General features: G+C 44.4%; 20 protein-coding genes and 5 pseudogenes. 12 read left to right on the plus strand and 13 right to left on the minus strand.

Going from position 1 to position 23273, the window contains the following annotated elements; all coding sequences use genetic code 11:
* The first annotated feature begins 102 nt into the window (after positions 1-102).
* On the plus strand, positions 103-681 hold the full coding sequence (locus tag OCW38_RS17100) for an RNA-binding S4 domain-containing protein (protein WP_016766770.1): 579 nt from the start codon (positions 103-105) through the stop codon (positions 679-681).
* Positions 682-838: 157 nt separating this feature from the next.
* Here the strand turns inward: OCW38_RS17100 and OCW38_RS17105 are convergent, their stop codons facing one another.
* The 8 genes and pseudogenes from OCW38_RS17105 to OCW38_RS17140 all read right to left on the minus strand — a co-directional run.
* Positions 839-1282, minus strand: a complete 444-nt coding sequence (locus OCW38_RS17105; protein ID WP_010429133.1) for a F0F1 ATP synthase subunit epsilon — start codon at positions 1280-1282, stop codon at positions 839-841.
* 15 nt (positions 1283-1297) lie between these two features.
* The gene (atpD, locus tag OCW38_RS17110; protein WP_016766771.1) at positions 1298-2683 is read right to left on the minus strand and encodes a F0F1 ATP synthase subunit beta; all 1386 of its coding nucleotides are present in this window, start codon (positions 2681-2683) and stop codon (positions 1298-1300) included.
* Positions 2684-2725: 42 nt separating this feature from the next.
* Positions 2726-3596 (minus strand): annotated as a pseudogene (atpG, locus tag OCW38_RS17115) (F0F1 ATP synthase subunit gamma).
* A 47-nt stretch (positions 3597-3643) separates the two neighbouring features.
* Complete coding sequence (gene atpA, locus OCW38_RS17120; protein ID WP_016766773.1) at positions 3644-5185, minus strand: F0F1 ATP synthase subunit alpha; 1542 nt, start codon at positions 5183-5185, stop codon at positions 3644-3646.
* A 9-nt stretch (positions 5186-5194) separates the two neighbouring features.
* Positions 5195-5746 (minus strand): F0F1 ATP synthase subunit delta, encoded by a 552-nt coding sequence (locus OCW38_RS17125; RefSeq protein ID WP_009844933.1) that lies wholly within the window; start codon positions 5744-5746, stop codon positions 5195-5197.
* Between the two features lie 11 nt (positions 5747-5757).
* Entirely contained in the window at positions 5758-6228 is a 471-nt protein-coding gene (locus OCW38_RS17130; RefSeq protein WP_016766774.1) for a F0F1 ATP synthase subunit B, read from the minus strand.
* Positions 6229-6283: 55 nt separating this feature from the next.
* The gene (gene atpE / locus OCW38_RS17135; protein ID WP_004730405.1) at positions 6284-6520 is read right to left on the minus strand and encodes a F0F1 ATP synthase subunit C; all 237 of its coding nucleotides are present in this window, start codon (positions 6518-6520) and stop codon (positions 6284-6286) included.
* 46 nt (positions 6521-6566) lie between these two features.
* Positions 6567-6728, minus strand: a pseudogene (locus OCW38_RS17140) (F0F1 ATP synthase subunit A); the annotation flags it as partial.
* Between the two features lie 154 nt (positions 6729-6882).
* On the opposite strand from OCW38_RS17140, the pseudogene OCW38_RS17145 reads away from it, so the two are divergent.
* The 4 genes and pseudogenes from OCW38_RS17145 to OCW38_RS17160 form a co-directional block, all read left to right on the plus strand.
* A pseudogene (locus OCW38_RS17145) lies at positions 6883-7794 on the plus strand (ISAs1 family transposase); the annotation flags it as partial.
* A 291-nt stretch (positions 7795-8085) separates the two neighbouring features.
* A complete protein-coding gene (locus tag OCW38_RS17150) occupies positions 8086-8286 on the plus strand; it encodes a hypothetical protein (RefSeq protein WP_261894554.1) in 201 nt (66 codons plus the stop codon).
* Between the two features lie 56 nt (positions 8287-8342).
* Positions 8343-9611 carry a group II intron reverse transcriptase/maturase gene (ltrA, locus tag OCW38_RS17155; protein ID WP_261894552.1) on the plus strand — a complete coding sequence of 423 codons (1269 nt, stop codon included), beginning with the start codon at positions 8343-8345 and terminating at the stop codon, positions 9609-9611.
* Positions 9612-9690: 79 nt separating this feature from the next.
* Positions 9691-9906, plus strand: a pseudogene (locus OCW38_RS17160) (transposase); the annotation flags it as partial.
* A gap of 8 nt (positions 9907-9914) precedes the next feature.
* On the opposite strand, the pseudogene atpB reads toward OCW38_RS17160, so the two are convergent.
* The 3 genes and pseudogenes from atpB to OCW38_RS17175 all read right to left on the minus strand — a co-directional run.
* Positions 9915-10547 (minus strand): annotated as a pseudogene (gene atpB / locus OCW38_RS17165) (F0F1 ATP synthase subunit A); the annotation flags it as partial.
* A gap of 1 nt (position 10548) precedes the next feature.
* On the minus strand, positions 10549-10950 hold the full coding sequence (locus OCW38_RS17170) for a hypothetical protein (protein WP_010429164.1): 402 nt from the start codon (positions 10948-10950) through the stop codon (positions 10549-10551).
* Positions 10951-11742: 792 nt separating this feature from the next.
* Positions 11743-12624: a LysR family transcriptional regulator gene (locus tag OCW38_RS17175; RefSeq protein ID WP_016766776.1), complete on the minus strand. Its 882-nt coding sequence runs from the start codon at positions 12622-12624 to the stop codon at positions 11743-11745.
* 157 nt (positions 12625-12781) lie between these two features.
* On the opposite strand from OCW38_RS17175, the gene OCW38_RS17180 reads away from it, so the two are divergent.
* The 7 genes from OCW38_RS17180 (at position 12782) to OCW38_RS17210 (ending at position 22414) form a co-directional block, all read left to right on the plus strand.
* On the plus strand, positions 12782-13180 hold the full coding sequence (locus tag OCW38_RS17180; protein WP_010429168.1) for a RidA family protein: 399 nt from the start codon (positions 12782-12784) through the stop codon (positions 13178-13180).
* A 199-nt stretch (positions 13181-13379) separates the two neighbouring features.
* Positions 13380-14840, plus strand: a complete 1461-nt coding sequence (locus tag OCW38_RS17185) for an aldehyde dehydrogenase family protein (protein ID WP_016766777.1) — start codon at positions 13380-13382, stop codon at positions 14838-14840.
* A gap of 210 nt (positions 14841-15050) precedes the next feature.
* Positions 15051-16046: a membrane dipeptidase gene (locus OCW38_RS17190; RefSeq protein ID WP_016766778.1), complete on the plus strand. Its 996-nt coding sequence runs from the start codon at positions 15051-15053 to the stop codon at positions 16044-16046.
* Between the two features lie 228 nt (positions 16047-16274).
* On the plus strand, positions 16275-17882 hold the full coding sequence (locus OCW38_RS17195; protein WP_016766779.1) for a BCCT family transporter: 1608 nt from the start codon (positions 16275-16277) through the stop codon (positions 17880-17882).
* Positions 17883-18160: 278 nt separating this feature from the next.
* Complete coding sequence (locus OCW38_RS17200; protein ID WP_016766780.1) at positions 18161-20002, plus strand: hypothetical protein; 1842 nt, start codon at positions 18161-18163, stop codon at positions 20000-20002.
* On the plus strand, positions 19999-20736 hold the full coding sequence (locus OCW38_RS17205; protein ID WP_016766781.1) for a DUF3726 domain-containing protein: 738 nt from the start codon (positions 19999-20001) through the stop codon (positions 20734-20736). Before OCW38_RS17200 ends, OCW38_RS17205 begins: the two co-directional genes overlap by 4 nt.
* A 385-nt stretch (positions 20737-21121) precedes the next feature.
* Positions 21122-22414: an alpha/beta fold hydrolase gene (locus tag OCW38_RS17210; RefSeq protein WP_016766782.1), complete on the plus strand. Its 1293-nt coding sequence runs from the start codon at positions 21122-21124 to the stop codon at positions 22412-22414.
* A gap of 152 nt (positions 22415-22566) precedes the next feature.
* Here the strand turns inward: OCW38_RS17210 and OCW38_RS17215 are convergent, their stop codons facing one another.
* Together OCW38_RS17215 and OCW38_RS17220 are read right to left on the minus strand one after the other, a co-directional pair.
* Positions 22567-22749, minus strand: coding sequence for a hypothetical protein (locus tag OCW38_RS17215; protein ID WP_004730424.1), 183 nt, complete (start codon positions 22747-22749; stop codon positions 22567-22569).
* Positions 22750-22956: 207 nt separating this feature from the next.
* Positions 22957-23184: a PAS factor family protein gene (locus tag OCW38_RS17220; RefSeq protein ID WP_004730426.1), complete on the minus strand. Its 228-nt coding sequence runs from the start codon at positions 23182-23184 to the stop codon at positions 22957-22959.
* Between the last annotated feature and the right edge of the window lie 89 nt (positions 23185-23273).

The following is a 23273-nucleotide window of genomic DNA, read 5'->3' on the forward strand; positions in this document are numbered from 1 at the left end:
GAGAACAAATGGGCGCTGGATGAATTCAACATGGTCATTTTGTTGTTTTACGATTACACTGCGCCCAATATTTCAGAAGTACATATTTAGGTAGAGGTCACCATGGACCAAGAACATTACGAAGACGCTGTCTACGAAGGCCAAGAGCTGGGCGAAGAAGGCGAAGAGATTGAAATTGAAGCAATTGGTATCGATGTTTCATCACAGCCAATCGAGCTCTACAAAGTGTTTAAAATAGCTAACCTAGTGAGTGGTGGCGGTGAAGCTAAACACATCATATCTGAAGGCTACGTAGCAGTAAATGGTGAGCTTGAAACTCGAAAACGCCGCAAAATGTACGATGGCGATTTCTTTGAATTCAATCAAGAATACTATGTAGTGGTGTGTGACCAGCCAGTACAGGAAGAATCAGACAAGCCGAAAAAGAAAGATGCGCCTAAAAAAGACAGCAAGGCGAAGAAAGGTCAGTCTAAAAAATCTCAGGCTAAAAAAGATCAGCCAAGCAAAGACTCAAAAAAGAAAGAGTCTAAGAAAAGCATGTCTGAAATGCTAAGTGCAAAGGCAGAACCTAAGAAAGAGAAAAAAGAAAAGAAGAAAGATAACAAAGCGAAAAAGAAAGCGGATACGCCTAAGCCACAACGTGACGACAAAAGCGGCCGTAACTCGATTGAATTCTTCTAAACTATAGCTCTAAACTACAGATCTAAAACTATTCTTTTGAAATTCGAGCAACGTTAAACTTCGGTTTTGCGTTAAGCAGATAGTAAAAGGCTCACTATTCAGTGAGCCTTTTTTGTATTTGTTTGCTAGCACAGCTAACGGCAAATAACGCTTCTTCTCAGTGACGAGTGCGAGAAGATGTCAATTCTGATGCACGAAGCTGAGCGACAGCTTTCGCCAGCTCCAGTTGAGCTTGTGCAAAGTTGATGTCGACATTGCCTTTGTTGATGTTCTCTAGGGCTGCGTATTTCGCTTCTTCCGCGCGAGCACGGTCAATGTCTTTACCATGCAAGGCCGTATCGGCTAACACGGTTACCACATCTGGTTGCACTTCGACCATACCACCAGAGATGTACAGTACTTGCTCCTCGGCTTTAAGGTCGGTAACGAACACAGACACGCCCGGTTTTATCTTACTCAGAAGAGGGGAGTGGCCTGGGCGAATCCCCAGTTCACCGTCTGCTCCAGAAATAGCTAGGGCATGTGCCGGCCCTGAAAACAGTGTACCTTCCGCACTTACGATATTAAGTTGAAATGTATTGCCTGTAACTCCAATAGCCATGATGCACCTACCTTTTTAGAGTGATTTTGCTTTGTTAAGCACTTCGTCGATAGAACCACAGTACAAGAATGCTTGTTCTGGAATATCGTCGTATTCGCCGCCTAGCAGGCCTTTAAAGCCTCTCAGTGTTTCACTTAGCGGTACAAATACACCTTTCTGACCAGTAAATACTTCTGCTACGTGGTAAGGCTGAGTTAAGAAACGTTCAATCTTACGAGCGCGAGATACGATCTGCTTATCTTCCGTTGAAAGTTCATCCATACCAAGAATCGCGATGATGTCTTTAAGCTCTTTATAACGTTGCAGCGTGGTTTGAACCGTTTGTGCAATGTCGTAGTGTTCTTGACCAACCACGAGAGGATCCAGTTGACGAGAGGTCGAATCCAACGGGTCAATCGCAGGGTATAGACCCAATGCAGCGATGTTACGAGACAGTACAACGGTCGCATCCAAGTGAGCAAAGGTTGTTGCTGGCGATGGGTCAGTCAAGTCATCCGCAGGTACGTATACCGCTTGAATAGACGTGATCGAACCTTGTCTGGTTGATGTGATACGTTCTTGAAGCACACCCATCTCTTCAGCCAGCGTTGGTTGGTAACCTACTGCTGATGGCATACGACCTAGCAGTGCTGATACTTCTGTGCCCGCAAGCGTGTAACGGTAGATGTTATCAATGAACAAGAGCACGTCACGACCTTCATCACGGAAGCGCTCAGCCATAGTCAGGCCTGTCAGTGCAACACGTAGACGGTTTCCCGGTGGCTCGTTCATCTGGCCGTAAACCATGGCAACTTTGTCTAGTACGCCAGCTTCTTTCATCTCGTAGTAGAAGTCATTACCTTCACGAGTACGTTCACCAACACCGGTAAATACAGAGAGACCTGAGTGGGCTTTAGCGATGTTGTTGATAAGCTCCATCATGTTGACGGTTTTACCTACGCCAGCGCCACCGAACAGACCAATTTTACCGCCCTTCGCGAACGGACAAATAAGGTCGATAACCTTAACGCCTGTTTCTAGAAGCTCAGTGCTGTTAGCTTGCTCTTCATAAGAGGGCGCTTCACGGTGAATTTCGTAGCTTTCTTTCTGGCCGATTTCACCACATTCATCAATAGGCTGACCAAGCACGTTCATGATACGGCCTAAGGTTTCTTCGCCCACAGGAACCGTGATCGGAGAGCCTGTGTTTTCAACAGTGAGGCCGCGGCGCAAGCCATCTGACGTACCCATTGCAATACAACGAACGATACTGCCACCCAGCTGTTGTTGAACTTCTAATACGAGCGAGCTTGCTTCTTCGCTCGTCACTTTCAATGCATCATAAACGCGTGGGCTGTTGCCGCCGCTGAACTCGACGTCTACCACCGCGCCGATAACTTTAACTATTTTTCCAACACTCATCTCTAAATCCTCAAATTCTATTCTGACCCGCTTTTCCTGCCTTTAGACAGCTTGAGCACCTGAGACTATTTCACTCAGTTCTTGGGTAATGGCAGCCTGTCGCGCTTTGTTGTAAACCAACTGCAAATCATCGATGAGTTGGCCTGCGTTATCGGTCGCCGCTTTCATGGCTACCATTCGGGCTGCTTGTTCACAGGCAATGCTCTCTACGATGCCTTGATAAACTTGTGATTCAATGTATCGATGTAACAGCTCAGAGAGGATGTCTCTTGGTGCTTGCTCATAGATATAGTCCCAACGACGCGTTTTTTTTCGTACCGCCATCGGCCTCAGAATCTGAGGGGTGGGGTAGCAACTGCAAAGTCGTTGGCTCTTGAACCATGGTGTTGATGAACTGGTTATAAACGAGATACAAACTGTCGATTTTTTCGTCGTCGTAATGCCCTAGCATCGCGTTAACCGTACCTAAGATGTCTTCTAATTTAGGTGCGTCACCAAGACCTGACGTTTGCGCGATAACATTGCCGCTGCGTTGGAAAAATGAGATAGCTTTTGAACCAATTAAGGTGGTCTCTACCTCAACACCTTTGGTACGCCACTGCTCCATTTCTTCTAGCACTTTCTTGAACAAGTTCGAGTTCAAGCCACCACATAAGCCCCGATCGGACGAAATAATGATGTAAGCAACACGTTTTGGTTCACGCTGTTGAAGATAGGGGTGCTGGTATTCCAGCGACCCTGATGCGACATGAGAGATAACTTTGCGCATGTTCTCGGCATATGGACGTGTTAGCGTCATATTGTCTTGAACTTTACGCATCTTACTTGCCGCAACCATCTCCATTGCACTGGTGATTTTCTGAGTGTTACTAACACTGCCTATCTTGGTGCGAATTTCTTTAGTATTTGCCATTATCTGCTCCTAATTTGTTTTGATTTCCAGCCAACAAACCGGAGCGTTTACCAAGCTTTCAACGCTACAAAGTCACCGAGAAGTTTTGCAAGTGCACTGTCGATCTCGTCGTTGTAGTCACCGTTGGCGTTGATGGTGTCGAACAACTCTGGGTTTTGACCTTTTGCGTAAGCAATTAACTCTTCTTCAAAACGCGCAACTTTGTGCAACTCTACGTCAGCCAAATAGCCTTTTTCTGCAGCGTAGATAACCGTTGCTTGCTCAGCGACAGACATTGGAGAGTATTGTTTTTGCTTCATCAGTTCGGTTACACGCTCACCATGATCAAGTTGCTTGCGCGTCATGTCGTCTAGGTCAGAAGAGAACTGAGCAAATGCGGCTAACTCACGGTATTGAGCTAACGATGTACGAATACCACCAGACAGTTTCTTGATGATCTTGCACTGTGCTGCACCACCCACACGAGATACCGAGATACCTGGGTCAACAGCAGGACGTAGACCTGAGTTGAATAGTTGGGTTTGTAGGAAAACCTGACCGTCGGTGATTGAGATTACGTTGGTTGGTACAAATGCAGATACGTCACCCGCTTGAGTTTCAATGATAGGAAGCGCGGTTAATGAACCTGTTTTGCCTTTCACTTCACCATTTGTGAACTTCTCTACATACTCTGCATTCACTCTTGCTGCGCGTTCTAGTAGGCGTGAGTGGAGGTAGAATACATCGCCAGGGAAGGCTTCACGACCCGGTGGGCGTTTAAGTAGCAATGAGATTTGACGGTAAGCGACGGCTTGTTTTGATAGGTCATCATAGATGATCAGTGCATCTTCACCGCGGTCACGGAAGTATTCGCCCATGGTACAACCCGCATAAGGTGCTAGGTATTGAAGCGCGGCTGATTCTGATGCTGATGCTACAACAACGATGGTGTTTTTAAGCGCATCGTGGTCTTCGAGTTTACGAACAACGTTTGCGATAGTGGATGCTTTCTGGCCAATAGCCACATACACACATTTGATGCCAGAATCTTTCTGATTGATGATCGCATCGATAGCTAACGCTGTTTTACCCGTCTGACGGTCACCGATGATCAGTTCACGTTGACCACGACCGATAGGCACCATGGTATCAACGGCTTTATAACCGGTTTGAATTGGCTGATCGACGGACTTACGCTCGATTACGCCGGGCGCAATTACTTCTACAGGGTCGAGTCGGTCACAACTCACTGGGCCTTTGCCATCGATTGGCTCACCGAGTGTGTTCACTACACGGCCAAGAAGCCCATTACCTACGGGTACTTCCAAGATACGACCTGTCCCTTTCACTTTCATACCTTCAGATAGGTCAGTGTAGGGACCCATAACCACAGCACCGACTGAGTGCGTGTCAAGGTTAAGAGCAAGAGCGTATTTGCCACCAGGAAGCTCGATCATCTCACCCTGCATGACATCCGCAAGGCCGTTAATGGTAATGATGCCGTCACGAACCGAGACGATAGTGCCTTCGTTGCGAGCTTCGGTGCTCACATTAAATTTCGAGATGCGATCTTTAATCAGGTCGCTGATTTCATTTGAATTTAATTGCATAATTGTTACCTATCTCGCGTGAAGTTGATGAGCTAATCGGTTAATTGATGTGTTCAAAGAACCATCGATGACGGTTTCACCCGCCTTGATTACGATCCCGCCAACCAGCGAGTCATCAATAACCTGTTCCATTTCAACCTGACGCTCTAATTTCTTCTCAAGTGCAGCTGTGAGTGATGTCACTTGATCTTGTGTAAGCAATTCTGAACTGGTGACAGTGACAGGGATTACACGTTCATGTTCGTCCTTTAGGTCGCTGAACAAGTTAAACAAGTCTCTGATCACTGCAAGACGGCCATTCTCAGCCAAGACTTTAATGAGATTAATGACGTGGTCATCAACGAGTCCTTGGCATACGTGAATGATGAGATTGACCAGTTCTTCAGATTGCTGTGTGTGAACACCTTCTGCTGATGAAATCTGCTTAGCGATCGTTTCTTCTTCCGCTACCGTCACAAGAATGGACAGCATTGAGTGCCACTCTTGTAACTTGTTTTCACCTAAAGCAAAGTCGAACGATGCTTTAGCGTAGGGATGAGCAATATTGGTGTAATCTGACATATTGCCTCCGTTTAGAGTTCGCTTATCATTTGATCAACTAACGCTCGGTTCGTTTCAGAATCTAGGTTCTTGCTAATCAATTTCTGTGCACTTTGAATAACAGCATCTGCCATATCCGCCTGAAGTTCACGGCGTAACTTTTGACGTTCGCCTTCTAGCTCAGCTCTACCTTGTTCTAAGATGCGTGCCTTTTCTTGCTCGGCTTCTTCGTGAGCTAAGCTGATGATTTCGTTACGGCGTTTTTTGCCTTGTTCAATCAGTTCAGTCACGTTTCTTTTTGCATCTTCGACGAGTTGTGCGCCATTCGATTTCGCTAGTTCTAGCTCTTTCGCAGCATTCTCTGAGTGGCGTAAACCATCAGCGATCTCTTTTTGGCGCTCGTCTAACATCGCGGTGAGAGGGGGCCATACATATTTCATGCACAGCCAAACAAAAATCACGAATGATATTGCTTGTCCAAACATGCTGGCATTTAAGTTCATACCTTCCTCGCTAAATCTTGATTATTTACAAATCGATCTTTTCAAAGCTATTTAATTAAGCCACGGCAAAGATGATGTATAGACCGATACCAACACCGATCATCGGTACAGCATCCACAAGGCCCATCATGATGAAGAATTGAGTACGAAGCATTGGAGTAAGATCCGGTTGACGAGCAACACCTTCAAGGTATTTACCTGCTAAGTTACCAATACCAGATGCCGCACCCGCTGCACCTAAACCGATCAGTAATGCACCTGCTACATATAAAACTGCGCTTACGATATCCATTTGTATCTCCGATAAATAATGTGTTAGTTAATTTTTTAGTTATTAATTAATGGTGTTCTTCTGTTGCCATTGCTAAATAAACAACGGTCAGTACCATAAATATAAATGCTTGTAAGAATACGATTAATATGTGGAATAACGCCCATGGAACACTCAATGCCCATTGCATCCACCATGGCATTAATGCAATAAGGATCAGGGCAAGATCATGAAAAACCCTTATGGAATAAGGGATGACTAGTAGTCATATTTTCACTAATTAGATACTGAAGTCACAATAATCTCAATACATCCAAGATCGATTTGATGATCAGATTTAGGTGTGATCATATACTGTTTTTTAACAGCAGATATTTAGCCTAATGAACGGATTAAGCCTTTTGGACCATATTTCAGTTATTCGAGACCCTCGCCAAGCTTGGAAAATAGAGCACACGCTAACCGACATTATCTTCTTAACAATTGCAGCAGTGATTGCTGGTGCTGAAGGTTGGGAGGATATTGAAGATTTTGGTGAAGATAACTTGGAATGGCTTAGACAGTATGGTGATTTCAAACAAGGCATACCAGTACACGATACCATTGCCCGAGTTATCAATCTTATTTCCGCCAAGCAACTGCAACGATGTTTTACTGCGTGGATGAAAGACTGTCATGAGGTGACTGAGGGTGAAGTGATTGCTATCGACGGCAAAACTCTCAGAGGCACATACAACAAAGACAAGCGTTGTGGTGCAATCCATATGGTTAGTGCGTTTAGTGCTGCAAATCAAGTTGTGTTAGGGCAGGTTAAAACAGCAGACAAAAGCAATGAAATCAAAGCGATCCCCGAACTGCTTGAAATGCTTTCCTTACGAGGTTGCTTAGTGACGATTGATGCTATGGGATGCCAGAAGGATATAGCTGAAAAGATAGTCGGCCAAGATGCAGATTACCTCTTAGCGGTAAAAGGTAATCAAAAACGATTGGAGCAAGCGATTAGCCAAGTCTTTAATTCTAGTATGCTTAATAGTTTTGAAGGTGATAAATACGTCACTCAAGAGAAAGGACATGGTCGTACAGAAACGCGTTTGAGTATGGTTGTTCACAATACAGATTTCTTAGGCGATATAGCGCTTGATTGGGCGGGACTCTCCACCATTGGTATGGTCGTTTCAATTCGTCAAGAAGGTGATAAGCCAGCAGAAACAATGCAAATCAAGCACTACATAAGCTCAGCAAAACTGACAGCTAAAGCTTTACTCGAGAGCACGCGAGCACATTGGAGCATTGAAAGTGTGCCGCAGGCACTGAAGTTAGCAGCATAAGGAGATGCTATGACTTAAGGCATAAGCTCAGGAAGAGATGGTGGTAGGCCCACCGAAGTCTGCTGTCGGAAGCTGGCTTCAAACCACTCCAAGTGGCTGTAGTTAAGAGCTATGGTCATGAGCGTTGGAGTCAAAGTGCGAACGAAAGTTCGGCAGGTACGATATAGAGAGACGAGTTAACCCGAACCCATGTGGACGCGTCGTAATCCAGAGACTGACATCAAAACCAAGGGCGTTTCTATCTCTTGGGATAAGTCTATGAGTAAACTCCGAATGCTGCATAGACGGTGTCCGGCGTATAGTGGGCGTGAATCTATATCAGGCTCTTTCTGGGAACTGCGGGAACCAGTCGTTGTGATGCTTAAGGAAGACATACAAGCCACTGAATTGGCGAGTATTAGAGTACCGATGCACAGCACTGGGACGGAGCTATCTGTAGTAGTGAGGAAACAGCTGTAATGGTTGTGGAGCGAAGGGGTAGCGTTAGGTCGTCGTTAAGTTCTGCCCAACTGACAATGCGTCAGGAGGAGGCAGAGGTTAAGACAAAACAATTCAACATTTCAAAATGGCAAGTAGTCAACGCATACAAGTTGGTGAAAGCAAATGCAGGCGCGGCAGGGGTTGATAATGAAACACTGGCCGACTTTGACAGGAACTTAAAAGGAAATCTCTATAAAATTTGGAACCGATTGGCATCGGGAACCTACTTCCCTCCGCCAGTACTGGCTGTAGCCATTCCAAAGAAAGCCGGAGGCGAGAGGATACTTGGTATACCAACCGTCAGTGACCGCATCGCACAGATGGTGGTCAAACTGACGTTTGAACCCCAAGTAGAACCGCACTTCTTGCCAGATTCGTATGGATACAGACCAAAGAAATCGGCTCTAGATGCTATAGGTGTAACTCGAAGACGGTGTTGGGACTATGACTGGTGCCTTGAGTTCGATATTAGGGCATTGTTTGATAAAATACCGCACGACCTACTGATGAAAGCAGTCGATAAACACTGCACAGAAAAGTGGGTAAGGTTATATATCAAACGTTGGTTAACAGCACCGATGAAAATGCCAGATGGAGAGTTGAAAGCAAGGGATATGGGAACACCTCAAGGAGGGGTAATCAGTCCTGTTCTCGCCAATCTCTTTTTACATTATGTCTTCGATAAATGGTTACACAAGCATTACCGCGGTATACCTTGGTGTCGATATGCGGATGATGGGCTGGTTCATTGCAAAAGCAAAGAAGAAGCCGAACACATGCTAGAGGTACTGAGAGAGCGCTTTGCTGAGTGTGGTCTAGAGTTGCATCCAGAAAAGACCAAAATAGTTTACTGCAAGGACGGAAGCCGAAAAGGCAACCATGAACACACAAGCTTCGACTTTCTTGGATATACATTCAGGCGTCGATTAGTGAAGAACACCAAGCGAAACAGTATGTTTGTAAGCTTCACGCCAGCGGTGAGTAAGGTTGCTTTGAAAGCGATGAGGCGGAGAATTAAAACGCTGAAGGTACGAAGCCGAACAGATCTCAACATCGCACAGATATCAGGTTGGTTAAATCCAATGATAAATGGCTGGATTGGGTACTATGGTAAGTACTATCGGTCGTCGCTATACCCAGTGTTTAGACACATCAACAAAGCTCTGATTAGGTGGGCGAGACGCAAATACAAAAATCTTCGTCGCCATAAGACTCGAGCAACGCTGTTCTTGGAAAGGATAGCTAAGCAGAATCCGTGGTTGTTTGCCCATTGGAGGCATGGAATGAGAGGATCGTTTGCCTAATGGAAGCGGTATGAACTGAGAGGTTCACGTACCGTTTTGCGAGAGGCTGCAGGGGTAGTTCCTGCGGTCTACTCACCATCAGATGCACTGGCGATTAGACGTAGGTTTTAAAGAAGATGAATGTCGGATTCGTCGAGAGCAAGCTGGTGAGAATTTAGCAGTTATAAGACATATAGCTTTAAATCTGCTGACGGAAGAAACCAGCTTCAAAGCAGGGATCAAAAGAAAGCAGAAAAAAGCAAACCGTAGCAATAGCTACCTTTCGCAAGTCCTTGCAGTACAAGGGGCTTCGTAATCTTGCCCTGCAATAAGGATGAATATCATCTCGCCTGCATACATGTTTCCGAATAATCGTAAGCCTAGTGATATTGGCTTTGAAATTAATGTTATTAATTCAAGAACTAAGTTAACAGGATATAAAAGAGGGTTATCAAATGGCTGAGTAGTGAGCTCTTTGATAAAGCCTTTCAAACCTTTATTTTTAAACGTATAAGTTAACAGTAGAATAAACACACCGAGTGCCATCGACATTGGGATATTTACATCCGCTGTCGGTAGATCTCTAAAGTGTTCTAAACCCATTACACGAGTTAACCCTGGTATTAAATCTATAGGTAAAAGGTCGACTGCATTCATTAACAACACCCAAACAAACGTGGTTAATGCCAGTGGCCCTATTAATTTATCCTCCGCTTGAAAAATTTCTTTGACGAGATTGTTAACAAAATCAAAGATAAACTCGATAAAACATTGAAAACGACCAGGTACACCGCTAGTGCCTCGCGTGACGACATATCTAAACGCGCCTATAAACAGTAAACCTGTGATCCAAGATACCAACATTGAGTCAATGTTGAATGCCCAGAAACCATCCCCTGTAGTTAAGAAGGTTAAGTGATGCTCTATATACTCATGAGCGGTAGTGACTTGATCCATACTACACGTACTCCGATCTATTAGAGGCGGTAATAAATGGTGTTAAGAAATATCCAACCATAGTTAAAATGTACGCATATAATATTACTGGGTTATCCAATTTGAAGAATTGGAACGCCAAGATAAACATTAAAAACGTATAGGTTATTTTTACGACACGACTCATTTGCATTAAGTCACGTAAACTATAATTAGGGTTCTTACGCACCTTTAGGCTTGCATATATAAATCCAAACAGCGGGGGTAGCATCGCGATGACGATCCCTAAAGCTGATGATTCCATATCTACTTTATTACCAAAAAACACTTCATATAAAACCACACCGATGGCTAATACTATTTGGCAGAGAACAACTCTTTTAGCGGCAACAAGGATGTCGCTACTTATCCCATTAAGCCTCATAATAAAACCTTATGTTAAACAGTGTAAGTAAATATAAAACACAGTTTAAATTTAACTTGTTACGACATTTCAGTTGTTGATAACACTTGACTTGCTTTAAAGAAAAACCCTTTCTGGTTTTATATCGCTTGAAGAAATTAAACGGATATAAACTAATTCGCTATCGTTTCGACAAAATATAAATTACGCCTAAAATTATGTGATCAAAACGACAAATATCGACATCAATAATTCCATTTTTGAAAGATGTATTTTTCATTTATGAAAGTAATAGTTCTATTAGTATATTCATGAAAATTTCAGATGCTTTATTTTCAATGGTAAGAGGGGGATTTTAGTAGAATTTAGAGAGTTATTTTGGCCGATTACGAGCTTATCAATTATTATTATTCAAACACTTAGCGTCATTTATGAGTTGATTATTGAGTGCCATTTTACAAGTGGATAAAGCCAGTTTTAGTCAGCGATGAAAGCCTTCGTGCATTGAGTGATTTATCTATACGGCGTTCTCTATCTAGAAGTGGTTATTTTTCAAAATAGTTTGTCACGACTTCATTCTTAACGTCTTTCAAACTATTCGAAACGGATAAATCGGCGTTTAAGATGAATATTATGGAAGAAATTCAGCTCCTCACATGGATGTAAGGAGCTGAAGATAGGGCAAAAATCTGAAGGTTAGGGCACTAAGCTCAAGATAGAAAGGTCAAAAGTCTGGAGATTCGAACTGGAATTTCTTGATGTGTTGCTCTATCAACCGATTTTTAAGCAAACAAATTCAATCATGTCCCTCTATTAGGCCTCATAACTTAGATATTGAATACATAAGTCATGAAAAGCTTGCGCTTGTGGCGAGATCGTACGATCAGACAATCTGAAAATACCGATTTGACGCTGTAAAGGCGGGTCAATCAATGGAATCCACACCAAGCGGGTTTCATTGGTCGGGAAAGCCAGTCTAGGCAGCGTGGTCACGCCTATTCCGAGCTCTAACACCGAAAACAGGGAAGTGATGTTCTCTACTGAATACAGGGCTTGTTCGCTGAGCATTCGCGCAGGTGTTGGGTCGAGCAGGGTACAAGTTCCGTTACGAATGAAGGGCTGTTTTAACAACGTTTGCCATTCGATTCCTTCCTGTTGAGAGGCAATAGGGTTGTCTTTGAGGCACACCACACCGATAGGATCGGAAAGTAAAGGCGTGAAATCGATGCTCTCTTCTTCTAAATGGGAGCTATTTCCTAAGGCAACGTCCACTTCTCCAGACAATAATCTCGCTTCCACACCTGCCGCATTATCATCAATCAAGCTGACTTCTACATTAGGGTACTGCTCACAAAAGGCCCCTAAAACGCTAGGTATTAATTTCGCCGCTACTGATGGCACGCTTGCTATTCTAACTCTTCCTTGTTGTCCTGCCGCGGCTGCGCGTAAGTCGTTGTCTAATGCTTTGTAAACATTAAGGAATTGAATGATTTTTGGCAGGCATATTTCGCCGAAAGGTGTCAGGGTTGATTTGTTGCCTGTTTCAAACAGTGGCTGACCGAGTATTTTTTCTAGCTCTTTTATCGATGTAGAAAGTGCCGCTTGCGAGCGATTTGCTCGGTGAGATGCCGCTCGAAATCCGCCTTCTTCGACCACTAAAACAAAATGTTTTAACTGTTGTAGCTTAATACTCATGGCACTGATCCTTCTCTAGCCCTTGCTATACCTTACTTTTCGCAAGGTGATAGATTTTATTTATCAAATGCACAAAATTTACCGTTAGATTTATCAGTCGTCAAGGTGCAGTATTTAACCATCTTGAAACATAGTTGTTACAAAGTTGGATGGAATCGTGAACGCACAAACTAAAAAACACCCAGTAAAAACCGAGCTTTTCGCTTCAAAAGCACCACTAGAGTGGGCAATCGTTAATAACGGCACTCTATACACAGCGCAGATTCCAATTGATGAAACTGGCGCAGTAGTAGACGGCGGTATCGAAGCGCAAACGCGTCAGACTTTTAACAACCTTGTTCATACGTTGGAGTGTGCAGGCGAATCTATGGATTCAGTGCTGCAAGTTCTGATTTACGTGACAGACCGTGAATATCTAAAAACGGTAAATAGCGTATACGGAGAATACTTCAATGCACCTTATCCAAACCGTGCTGCGGTTGTCGTAGCAGGGTTAGCAAGAGAAGAAATGTTGGTTGAATTCGTTGTTTATGCATCGGCGTCTCAACCTGAATAATCGGACTGTGAACTAAGGCTATTTGCAGGTCAAAACTCTTTTGAATTGAAGTGTTTTATTGATACAAGCGAACGGGTTCACTCTAGATACAAAATGTACGACTTATTTTAGCAATTAATTACCTGAATATTAACAGTTTATTAATTAACCAGATGGTTGCCAGACTCAACCGCAACCTAACCGTTACAAGGACAGAATGATGATTCAATTACAGAATGTTCAAGCAGAAAACGCACTTTACATTGGCGGCGAATGGCAAGCGGGTGTAAGCACCGTCGCGAACATTAACCCATCAGATATTTCTGAAAACATTGGTAACTTTGCACAAGCAAGCGCAGAGCAAGTGCAACAAGCGATTTCAGCGGCAAAACACGCTCAACCAGAGTGGGAAAAAACGCCAATTGAACGTAAACAAGCGGTACTACAAGCAATTGGTAATGAACTAATTGCGCGTTGTGATGAACTGGGTACGTTGCTTTCTCGTGAAGAGGGTAAACCTTTTGCTGAAGGTCGTGGCGAAATTTACCGTGCTGGTCAGTTCTTCCAATACTTCGCCGCAGAAGTACTTCGTCAAATTGGCGACAACGCTGAATCTGTGCGCCCTGGTGTTTCTGTTGAAGTGACTCGTGAAGCGGTAGGTGTTATCGGCATCATCTCTCCTTGGAACTTCCCGACAGCAACGGCTGCTTGGAAAATTGCTCCAGCACTGGCTTTCGGTAACAGCGTTATCTGGAAACCAGCAAACCTAACACCAGCAAGTGCGGTTGCGCTTACTGAGATCATCCACCGCCAAGGCATGCCAGCAGGCACGTTTAACCTTGTTCTAGGTAGTGGTTCGAAAGTAGGCGATGCACTGATCAACTCTAAAGAAGTGAACGGTGTGAGCTTTACTGGTTCTGTTGATACAGGTCGTAAGGTTGCGGCTGCTACAGCGCCAAACTTCGTTCGTTGCCAACTAGAAATGGGCAGTAAGAACGCACTTGTTATTGCTGACGATGCAGACATCCAAACTGCGGTTGACGCAACGATTGCAGGTTCGTTCTCGGGTGCTGGTCAAAAATGTACAGCATCTTCTCGTCTAGTGGTTATGGATAGCATTCACGACCAGTACGTTGAAGCACTGATTAAGCGTATGAGTGAGCTGAAAGTGGGTCACGCACTGGAAGAGGGCGTGTTCATGGGCCCTGTTGTGGACGGAAACCAACTTGAAGCAAACCTAGGTTGGGTTGAGAAAGCACGTCAAAGCGGCGGTGAGCTGGCATTTGGTGGCGAGCGCCTAAGCATGAAACACGAAGGTTTCTACATGTCTCCAACGCTGTTCTTGAATACTAAGAACGATTGGGAAGTGAACCAAGAAGAAGTGTTTGCACCCATGGCAAGCGTGATTCGTGTCGCCGACCTAGAAGAAGCTATCGCGACAACCAACGATACTCGCTTTGGTCTAACGGGCGGCATCATTACTCAAAGCCTACGTACTAGCGCAATGTTCAAGCAACAAGCGCAAACAGGTTGTGTGATGGTGAACCTACCAACAGCGGGCACAGATTACCACGTACCGTTTGGTGGTCGTAAAGAGTCTAGCTTCGGTCCTCGTGAGCAAGGTCAGTATGCGAAAGAGTTCTACACAGTAGTGAAGACAGCTTACCAGCGTCCTTACTAGCCAGCTTTCCATATAAGAATTGGATAGCTGAAGATATTAAGTCCCTAGCTATCCAGCTAACGAATTGGTCTGATTCACAGAGTCGGGCCAACATTCAAACCAAAGCAGCAAACGAACTTAGACAAGTGATTTAACCCATTTTTGAAAACATGTTATTTGAGTGTGTTTTCAAAACCGAGCTAGAACACTGAGCTTTCAATAGGAGTGGTTATGTACCAGCAACGGATTGTTATAGATGGATTGCAATACTGCAATTGGAACAGAGAATATTTCCAAACACTAAAGGCGAGCGGCATTACAGCAGTTCACGCTACCGCGGTTTACCACGAGACAGCTCGTGAAACCTTATCTCGCTTTGCAGAGTGGAACCTAAGATTTGAGCAGAATGCAGACATTATCATGCCGATTAACTCAATGGCTGATGTTGAGACTGCAAAAGCGACCGGCAAAGTCGGCATTTTCCTTGGTGCTCAAAACTGTTCTCCAATCGATGATGAGATTGGTCTTATCGAAGTGATGCGTAAGCAAGGCCTTCTGATCATGCAATTGACGTACAACAACCAGAGCTTATTAGCGACGGGTTGCTACGAGAAGAACGATACGGGTATTACTCGATTTGGTAAGCAAGCTATCGAAGAGATGAACCGAGTGGGCATGATCATCGATATGTCTCACAGTGCCGAGCGTTCAACGCTTGAGGCGATTGACCTATCTTCTCGTCCTATTTGTATCAGCCACGCGAACCCAACGTTTGCTCATGATGCACTACGAAACAAATCAAACGATGTGATTAAAGCCTTAACTGCACGCGGTGGTTTAATCGGATTCAGTTTATACCCATTCCACCTACCAAACGGCAGTCAATGTACTTTGGAAAACTTCTGCCAAATGGTTGCGACGACAGCTGATATGGTCGGCGTAGAGCACCTGGGAATTGGTAGTGACCTTTGTTTAAACCAACCTCAAGCTGTTCTTGAATGGATGAGAAATGGTCGTTGGTCTAAAGCAATGGACTACGGCGAAGGCTCTGCAAACAACTCAGGTTGGCCAGATGCGTTGCCTTGGTTTTGTGGTAGTGCGGGTATGGAAAATATTTATAACGGATTGATGCGTCATGGTTTCAGCGAGTCTGAAGCTGGGCAAGTCTTGGGAGAAAACTGGTTTAATTTCTTGAAAGATGGCCTAGAGCCTCAAAGCAAGGGTTAAGCGCTCTCTCAAGCCATCATCGAATTAGCAGACTTCTAATTAACGTTCATTTGGAAATGCTGTTTTAACCAATTTCACTATTTAAAAGGAACAACGGTCTATTTCGCAACGCGGTAACCCAAACATGGATTAGCCTGCCCAACACAAAAAACAATAGGGCAGGTGTTAAATACACCCTTGTAGTCATCATTCAAATGACAGCTGCAAAGAAACCTCTGGAGTCAGAGTATGTCTGATTTAACCAATAGCGTGAAACCTTCAAGCTTAAATGCGGGTCAAGTACACACAGCAAGTAGCAAAACAAGCAACACCAAACAGTCTGAATCTACGTCAGACAAATTGGGATTAACCAACCCAGCACTTTGGTACAGCGGCGGTTTTATCGCTCTGTTCGTTGCACTTGCTCTATTTGACGGCGAGCTGTTATCAAGCCTTGTAAATACGGGCTTTGCATGGTCTGTAAAAGTATTCGGGCCTTACTGGCAAATGCTTCTTCTTCTGACTTTTCTTATTGGTCTTGGTCTAGCGGCAGGGCGAACAGGCAAGGTTATCCTAGGTGGCATTGCTAAACCTGAGATGGATGGTTTCCGTTGGATGGCTATCATCTTCTGTACGTTACTTGCAGGCGGCGGTGTATTTTGGGCAGCAGCAGAACCTATCGCTCACTACGTTAGCCCCCCACCATTATATGGCGCACAAGAAAACGCACAACAAGGCGCGGTGAATGCTCTATCACAATCATTCATGCACTGGGGTTTCCTTGCATGGGCTATCGTTGGCAGTTTAACGTCTATCGTGGTTATGCACCTTCACTACGACAAAGGCTTGCCTCTTAAACCTCGTATTTTGCTTTACCCAGTTTTGGGTGAAAGAGCACTGAAAGGTCACACTGGTGCGCTGATTGATGCATGTTGTATTGTCGCTGTAGCGGCGGGTACTATCGGTCCGATCGGTTTCTTAGGCTTGCAAGTCAGCTATGCTCTGAATGAACTGTTTGGTATTCCTGATGGCTTCACGACACAGTTGATCATCATCTTGTTCGCTATCGTTCTTTACACATTGTCTGCATTAAGTGGTCTTAACCGCGGGATGCAAATGCTAAGCCGTTACAACGTAATTTTAGCAATGGCATTGATGGTCTATATCCTGATCTTCGGCCCAACAAACTTCATTTTCAATGGCTACATCCAAGGTGTAGGTAGCATGATAGATAACTTCATCCCAATGGCAACATACCGTGGTGACGAAGGTTGGTTAAGCTGGTGGACAGTATTCTTCTGGGGTTGGTTCTTAGGTTACGGCCCAATGATGGCAATCTTCATCGCACGTATTTCACGTGGTCGTAGTATTCGCCAGTTGGTATCAACCATCAGTCTTATTGCGCCGTTTGTAACATGTTTCTGGTTCACGATTGTTGGTGGCTCAGGCCTTGCGTTCGAAATCGCAGACCCAGGCAGCGTAAGTAAAGCATTCGAAGGCTTCAACTTACCCGGTGCGCTACTGGCTGTAACTCAGCAACTACCAATGCCAATGCTTATCTCGATTTTGTTCTTGATCTTAACCACGATCTTCATCGTAACAACCGGTGACTCGATGACTTACACCATCAGTGTGGTCGTTAGTGGAGAGACTGAGCCTAACGCAATTATTCGTACTTTCTGGGGGGGGATGATGGGGGTAACAGCATTAATTCTGATTTCCCTAGGTTCTGGCGGTATTTCAGCGCTGCAATCGTTCATCGTAATCACAGCGGTACCAGTGTCCATAATCTTACTGCCATCGCTCTGGAATGCGCCTCAAATCGCAATCAAGATGGCAAAAGAACAGGGTTTATAAAAAGCCTAAGTCTATAAAAGATAATGTTCAATAAAGATATGGCTCTGTAAGACAAGAGCTCTGTAAAACAAGAAACGGATTAAATAAGAACAAATCAGCCTTTGAAAGAAGGCTGATGCAAATTCCGAAAAGAACAGCAAACCCGAACTGGTGAAAATACACCGGACGGCAAAGTATTTAGGTCAATCGATCTAGTCAGGACAAATAATGAGGGGCGAGCTCGCTTGCCCTACATAACGTGAAAGCTAACCAGCATACTGTAACAACGAATGCTTCAAATGATGGCAACGATCGGTTCTGAATGGCTAGCAAAATCCTATAACTATAAGGTGGTGAGCAAAATGGATGCACATCGTTCTACCTACACTGAATCAGCACTACGTGATGCGACTGTCGTCATGGCACCGGAAAGGCTAGGTGCAATGCACCAAACACGCATCAGCTTCGTTAGAACTCTGATTCGTAAAATGGCGCAGCAAGAATGGAAAGTGACGAAACATGAGTGGCAATTAGACGCTCGAGGTTTTGGTCACGTTATCTATAAGCTATCGACGACAAACCATGTCTATCATTTGGTTGTTTTTTGCGATGAAATTGCAGACGACGAACGAAATGACCGTGTAATTGCTGAAAAGTGGGACGTAACGTTTGCGCTTGTTCTTGGTGATGTTGATGTCACCCTACTTGAAAGACTTCGTGCCAATGTACCGCTTCAAGAAGCGGGACGTAATCCTAACAATGTGCTTGTTTTAGCGCGTGCAAATAAAAGTGTGCGTGTGTTTGAACATATCGTTAGTCACTTGGCTAAAGGTGTTCAACCAACACCCAAAGAACTGGCTGAAGTGGGCTACATCCTACGAACTACTGCAGTTTACGGTAATGGCAAATTTGGCATTGCTGACTTTAAAATCTTAGAGAAAAATGAAGATTTCAATCAGTCGTTTAGCGCTCAAATGTGTGCGGTGTATATGCTGCGAGAGTTCAGCCTAGATTGGGTTCATTATCTAGCAGAGCAACAAGGTGGCGAACAAGCGATTTCTTTACATCGTGGATTACAACGCTACCTAGGCGTTGGTAATGCGACAGGTTTAGGCATGGCGCCATACCTGATTAACCACCCAAGTATTGTCGATCAGTGGATGACGACCCGTGAGCATGCATTAGCTGAAGTGTTAGCGAGTCAGACTGATACGGCGTTGATCGAGCCACTACGTACATTAGTTAAAAAAGCGATTTGTCATTTAGAACAAGTTGTTACCATCAATGAAACACAGCAAGAGCTGAACAAAGCCGCTGTTGATGATTTGAAGGAAACAGAGCAATCGCTAGAAACGTCTGTCAGCCAGTGTGATACATGGTCGCAGTTAGTCGAGCAATCTAAGCAAATGAGTATGGAAGCCCAAGAAATCCTTATCTCATGTTTGATGGAATTGTACCCAGAATTAGTGGACGCCCATCAAGAGCAAATGAATTGCAGCGAAACACTGTCGCTTCCTAGCGGCAAAAAGATTCAAGACCTTCTTGTTGTACTAGAAGAAAAGTACCGTTGGGCGATCACGACCGACTTTACTAAAGCAGAAAACAACTACTGGTTCTGGTATCGCTCTCAAGACAAAGAAGAGCCAAGACTCGGTGTTAGAGGCGAAGAGCTAGGTGAGGAGCGTGAACTGCCGTTGGATATTGGCCGTCAAGCTTATCGTTTGTACCATGCTTTATTGCAATTCGCGCCAGAGCTTTCATTGGCTGAATTCCTTGTTAAACAGCCGCAGCATCGTGCAATTGCGCGCCGTGTGTGGACGCTGGGTAACAAAGCGATGGGTGACATTCAAATGAATGTGCTTCACCAAGATTCACCCCCAATGCACTTGTTGCGCTGTAAGCTTGCGATGTTTGGTGCAACAAAATTTGATCCTCGCTCAGATCGCTGGGTACGAGTGACGTTTTTCCAAGGTGCGCCACTGCTTGATGAGATTCATCAGGACGAATGGGTGTTCCCTGTATTACCAAGTGAAGCTGAACTGTCTGTTTCTCAAAATGTTTCAATTCACAGCACATCTACTCACGGCACACTAACTCACAGTACAAATGCGAAAGGCCAACATGGAGGTAAATCGTTATGATCGTTTCTCACAATGAACTGGTAGCGGCCGTCAATAAAGCCTTTTTAGGCATGCGTCGTACATGTGGTGAAGCTGATGTGATAGCGAACATGGTGGCAGATTTACAAATGGTCGGTTTGGATGGTGTTCGTCATTTTAACAGTGCGAGCAACTTCATCGGGCTAGAGGACGACCGCCCTGTAGATATTCAACTGCGCAGTGATAATACGGTTGAAGTCGACCTGCACAAGGCTAGTTTGGCTTGTCATCTTCCTGTGATTATGGACTATTCGATTGAAAAAATGGTTGGTAAGAAGACGCTGAAAATTGAGCTAAATAACTGCCACAACCGTTGGTTAGCGTACAGCGAGCTTGTAAAACTGGCTGCGAAAGGTATCGCGTGCATGGCACGTTGGGATAACGGCTCTAGCCCTAAGAGCACTTTGTATGTGCTTAATCGTGGTTGCGTTGCTCCAGAACTGTTTTTATCAGATTTGCCACTGACATCGTACGAACATATCCACAATATGACCATCGAACTTTCCGTCCAGGATTTCGATATTGAACGTTTGTCAGATGGCTACCCCACACACATTGAATCAGAAGCGCTTTTTAAAACTCAAGAGAAAGCGTGGAACGATGGCATTGAGGTTGATGATGGGGAGTGGGCGGCACTGAAAGAGACCGCTACCGCAATCCTAGTTCAGAGCAGCGAACGCTCGACTCAAGGTGCAGGTGAACTGACGGCTTCGTAGTCGCTAGATTTATTAGGTTCATTAGAACTAACAGGTTCGATAGATTAACGGCAAATAAGCGAGTTAGTTTATCAACACAGATAAAACCAAAGAGCTTAACGAATCCTCACCTCGTTAAGCTCTTTTTATTTGCCTCACGCTTTGGGTCTGCTTTACCTCATTCTTTTGATCTCTCGCTGGATCTACCTATTCTAAATTGACTGTTTTGACATACGTTGTTACCCGTTGAGAGGTAATTGAACAATTAAACGAAGCACTTTCACATTCATGTTAAACAAACGGTTTCATTTACAAGCCACTATGCGTATCTTGCTAACTAGGGCCCCAAAGGGCACCGTTTTTATTCGTACCGATGACTTTAGAATCAGATAAAAAGGAATGAAGCGTGCAAGCTAACTTTATTGATGGAACCACCCTGTATCGTCAGCACTCTTTTGAGTTGCCACTTGACTATCAAGCTAAAGATGGACAACAGATCCAAGTCTTCGCACGTGAGCTAGTTGATCTCGCTAAAGATTCGCAAGAACTGCCGTGGCTTATCTACTTTCAGGGCGGTCCAGGCTTTCCATCTCCACGAGTGAGCGGTCAATCAGGTTGGCTAAAGCGTGCATTACAAAACTATCGTGTTCTGCTTCTGGACCAACGTGGTACAGGCAACAGCACGGTTATCAGCCATGAAACGTTGGCCCATCTGTCTCCAGAGCAACAAGTTGAGTACTTAACGCATTTCAGAGCCGACAATATCGTTCGTGACGCTGAAGCGATTCGTGAACAGTTTGGTATTAAACAATGGTCGACAATTGGTCAAAGCTTTGGTGGCTTCTGTACACTGAGCTATTTGTCGCTGTTCCCACAGAGCTTGCAGCGTTGTTATGTGACGGGCGGCATTCCTTCTATTGAACGCGAAGCTGACGATGTTTATCGTGCGACTTACAAGCGTGTAGAAGACAAAAACAGAGCCTTTTTTGCTCAGTTCCCACAAGCTCAAGCTATGTGTCGTGAAATCTCTGATTACTTGCTTAGCAATGATGTGAGGCTGCCAAACGGTCAGGTGTTTACCGTTGAACAGTTCCAGTTGATCGGTATTAATCTAGGTGGCGGCGAAGCAAACCTTCCTATGTACTTCACACTGGAGAGTGCGTTTGTTGAAGTGAACGGAAATAAGCAGCTGAGCTACAGCTTCTTAAATCAAATGCAGCAAGAGCAGGGCTACCTGACGAATCCAATCTACGCGATTTTGCATGAATCTATTTACTGCCAAGGTGCAGCGTCTAACTGGTCTGCACACCGAGTACGCGAGCAGTACCCACACTTTAACTACCAATCAGGTGGTGAGTTCTGGTTTACCGGAGAAATGGTGTACCCATGGATGTTCGACCAACTAGAAACGCTGAAACCATTACGTGAAGCGGCAAACATGTTGGCCGAGAAGTCGGACTGGGGCACTTTGTACAACGCAGAGCAGCTGAGTAAGAATACCGTTCCAATGGCATGCGCAGTTTACGCTGACGACATGTACGTGGAGCTGGATTACAGCCGTGAAACGCTTGCCAACATTCCAAACTCGAAAGCGTGGATTACCAACGAGTATGAGCACAATGGTTTGAGAGTGGATGGTGAACGAATTGTCGATAAGCTAATGATGATGGTTGAAGCATTAGAAAATTTGCCAAAATAATCAAATTATTAGCGTAGATTATCTACGTTAGAAGCTCTTACGTTAGAGACAATATACGTCAAAAACAAGAAAACGCTGCATCCGTGCAGCGTTTTTTTTATGTCATCGAACTATTCGATTTAAGGAACTAGGAGGGGTAGCCCTTGAAGCCATTAAGGTTGGATGACGATATCTTGATTTTCAGTGGTCGATAAGCTGGCGCGGTTCTGTTCGATAAGTTGAGCTGCATAAGAAGGAGTCACAGCTTGAATTTCGCCTTTTGAACGTATCGTCAATGCTTCCCACGCATGATCACGATATTTGCCTGTTTGTGTATATTCAATAAGTACTCTCATGATTCTTCTATCCGGTGTGTGGTTAACGTGCTACTAACATTAGCGACTTTGTTTTGGTTGCACACCTGTTAATTATGAAACATAAGATTAACTAAATGAGGTGAAGTGCCGCTTGAAAATAAGACTAACTTACACATATAACAAACGATGAACATAAAAAAACGCTGCACAATGGCAGCGTTAAAGTTGAGATATGTTGGAGATTGCTTAGCTGTTTTCTAAGCCAACAATCTTGCGTGCAGACATCACCGCACTATCCAAGTCTGTCAATCTACCAGCACTCGCTGGACCAAGAACTGATGAATACAAAGCCAACTGTTTCTCAAATGATAAATCTAATTGGTTATATAGATTTTGGCGGATTTGAGCGTGTTGCTGTGGCTTTGCGCTCGACAGGCCTTCCAACGTATCGTAAATGAGTGTAGTTGTGTCCATATCTGTCCTTAGTACATCTTTATAAAATTTTGTATATTATGCACTTGGTATCATCTTTGTTCTGCGAGATTGATCGCATTATGTGCAGC

The sequence above is a fragment of the Vibrio cyclitrophicus genome, from assembly GCF_024347435.1.
Classification (GTDB): Bacteria; Pseudomonadota; Gammaproteobacteria; order Enterobacterales; family Vibrionaceae; genus Vibrio; species Vibrio cyclitrophicus.

Bases quoted from the DNA above. Each gene is read 5' to 3' on its own strand.
- OCW38_RS17215 (WP_004730424.1), bottom strand. From the start codon at position 22,749: ATGAGAGTACTTATTGAATATACACAAACAGGCAAATATCGTGATCAT.
- ltrA (WP_261894552.1), top strand. From the start codon at position 8,343: ATGCGTCAGGAGGAGGCAGAGGTTAAGACAAAACAATTCAACATTTCA.
- OCW38_RS17105 (WP_010429133.1), bottom strand. From the start codon at position 1,282: ATGGCTATTGGAGTTACAGGCAATACATTTCAACTTAATATCGTAAGT.
- atpA (WP_016766773.1), bottom strand. From the start codon at position 5,185: ATGCAATTAAATTCAAATGAAATCAGCGACCTGATTAAAGATCGCATC.
- OCW38_RS17170 (WP_010429164.1), bottom strand. From the start codon at position 10,950: ATGAGGCTTAATGGGATAAGTAGCGACATCCTTGTTGCCGCTAAAAGA.
- OCW38_RS17150 (WP_261894554.1), top strand. From the start codon at position 8,086: ATGAGTAAACTCCGAATGCTGCATAGACGGTGTCCGGCGTATAGTGGG.
- OCW38_RS17185 (WP_016766777.1), top strand. From the start codon at position 13,380: ATGATTCAATTACAGAATGTTCAAGCAGAAAACGCACTTTACATTGGC.
- OCW38_RS17190 (WP_016766778.1), top strand. From the start codon at position 15,051: ATGTACCAGCAACGGATTGTTATAGATGGATTGCAATACTGCAATTGG.
- OCW38_RS17175 (WP_016766776.1), bottom strand. From the start codon at position 12,624: ATGAGTATTAAGCTACAACAGTTAAAACATTTTGTTTTAGTGGTCGAA.
- OCW38_RS17100 (WP_016766770.1), top strand. From the start codon at position 103: ATGGACCAAGAACATTACGAAGACGCTGTCTACGAAGGCCAAGAGCTG.
- OCW38_RS17195 (WP_016766779.1), top strand. From the start codon at position 16,275: ATGTCTGATTTAACCAATAGCGTGAAACCTTCAAGCTTAAATGCGGGT.
- OCW38_RS17125 (WP_009844933.1), bottom strand. From the start codon at position 5,746: ATGTCAGATTACACCAATATTGCTCATCCCTACGCTAAAGCATCGTTC.
- atpE (WP_004730405.1), bottom strand. From the start codon at position 6,520: ATGGATATCGTAAGCGCAGTTTTATATGTAGCAGGTGCATTACTGATC.
- OCW38_RS17130 (WP_016766774.1), bottom strand. From the start codon at position 6,228: ATGAACTTAAATGCCAGCATGTTTGGACAAGCAATATCATTCGTGATT.
- OCW38_RS17200 (WP_016766780.1), top strand. From the start codon at position 18,161: ATGATGGCAACGATCGGTTCTGAATGGCTAGCAAAATCCTATAACTAT.
- OCW38_RS17205 (WP_016766781.1), top strand. From the start codon at position 19,999: ATGATCGTTTCTCACAATGAACTGGTAGCGGCCGTCAATAAAGCCTTT.
- OCW38_RS17220 (WP_004730426.1), bottom strand. From the start codon at position 23,184: ATGGACACAACTACACTCATTTACGATACGTTGGAAGGCCTGTCGAGC.
- atpD (WP_016766771.1), bottom strand. From the start codon at position 2,683: ATGAGTGTTGGAAAAATAGTTAAAGTTATCGGCGCGGTGGTAGACGTC.